Origin of the sequence: Rhizobacter sp., assembly GCF_031412075.1 — a bacterium.
GTDB lineage: Bacteria > Pseudomonadota > Gammaproteobacteria > Burkholderiales > Burkholderiaceae_C > Rhizobacter.
Map to the genome: position 1 here is coordinate 1 of NZ_JANOCG010000458.1, position 1,628 is coordinate 1,628.

Below are 1,628 nucleotides of genomic sequence, written 5' to 3' on the forward strand. Positions count from 1 at the left end.
CGAGGGTGAGCGTGCCGGTCTTGTCGAAGACGACGACGGTGAGCTTGGTGGCGTTCTCCAGCGCCGAGGCGTTCTTGAACAGGATGCCGTTCATCGCCCCCAACCCGGTGCCGACCATGATCGCCATCGGCGTGGCCAGCCCAAGCGCGTCGGGGCAAGCGATCACGAACACCGTGATCGTCAGCGTCAACGCGAACAGCAAGGGCTCGCCGATGACCCAGAACCACACGCTGAAAGTGAGCAGCCCGATAGCGATGGCGGCCAGCACCAGCCACTGCGATGCCTTGTCCGCCAGCAGTTGGCCGGGTGCCTTGGAGTTCTGCGCCTCCTGAACCAGCTTGACGATCTGCGCCAGCGCCGTGTCGGCCCCGACCTTGGTGGCCATGTAGCGGAAGCTGCCGCTCTTGTTGATGGTGGCGCCGATGACGGGGTTGCCGACCACTTTCTTCACCGGCATCGATTCACCCGTCAGCATCGACTCGTCGACCTGTGAGCTGCCTTCGGTGATCTCGCCGTCGACCGGGATCTTGTCGCCCGGTTTGATGACGACGGTCTCTCCGGCCAGGACTTCGGCCGTGGGTACCTGGGTCTCAATCCCGTTGCGAACCACCGTGGCCATCGGCGGAGCCAGATCCATCAGGGTGCGGATGGCATCCGACGCGCCAGCGCGCGCGCGCATTTCCAACCAGTGGCCGAGCAGGATGAACACCAGCAGCACGGCCGAGGCTTCAAAAAACACCTCGCTCTCGTAGAAGAAAGTCGCGCCGACGCTGAAGAAGTAGCCGGTGCCGACCGACAGCACGATCAGCGTCGCCATGTTGGCCACCTTGTTGCGTGCGGCGCGCACCGCTGCGACGACGAAGGGCCAGACCGGGTATGCGATGGCGGCAGTGGCCGCGATGAACAGGAAGAGCTTGCGCTCCATGCCGAACGGCGTGGGGAAGTTGCCGAACATCGTGCCCATTGGCGAGTACAGGAAGACGGGAACGGCAAACACCAGGGCGACCAGAAATCGGTTGCGCATGTCGTTGGCCATGTCTTGCATCGACATGCCGGGCGCATGGCCCATGTCATGCATCATGTCCGCCGCTGGAGCCCCGTGTGCCCCGTGTGCCCCGTGTGGGCTGGGGCCGGCGTGGCCGGCATGGGCGTCGCCCGCTGGCTGATGGTCCGCCGGATCGCAAACATGCGCCGGAACCAGTTCCCCGCGGCAGTGGTAGCCACAATCGACGACCCGTTGGCGGATCGCGTCCAGCGTGGTCTTCGCTTCGTCATAGTGCACGGTCGCGCTGCCGGCGACGTAGTTGACGTCGGCGTGATGAACGCCCGGCAGCGACGAGAGCTGGCGAACGACGCCCGCCGCGCTCAACGTGGAGACCAACTCGCCGACTTCGATGGTGCTGGTTTTCATGACGGGGCCCTGGGTTTGGAGGCTTTCAGGCGGTCGCCGTCGTCCGTTGCCATGACGGCAGAAAGCGGGGTGTGCTCGCCGCGTAGGCATCGAACTCGGCGCCGAATTGCTTGCGCATCGCTGCTTCTTCGTTGATCGCCAGCCGCGCATACATGACCAGCAGGATCGGGAACATCAGCAGCGTGAGCAACGTCGGCCACTGCAGCAGGAAGCCCAG

General features: G+C 64.7%; 2 protein-coding genes. Both read right to left on the minus strand.

All coding sequences use genetic code 11. The features are described from left to right. The coding region (locus tag RMO40_RS17435; protein ID WP_309724162.1) for a heavy metal translocating P-type ATPase at positions 1-1,411 on the minus strand (1,411 nt) is incomplete at its 3' end. Positions 1,412-1,436: 25 nt separating this feature from the next. Beyond that, positions 1,437-1,628: methyltransferase family protein (locus tag RMO40_RS17440; protein WP_489660185.1), on the minus strand; the 192-nt coding region annotated here is incomplete at its 5' end.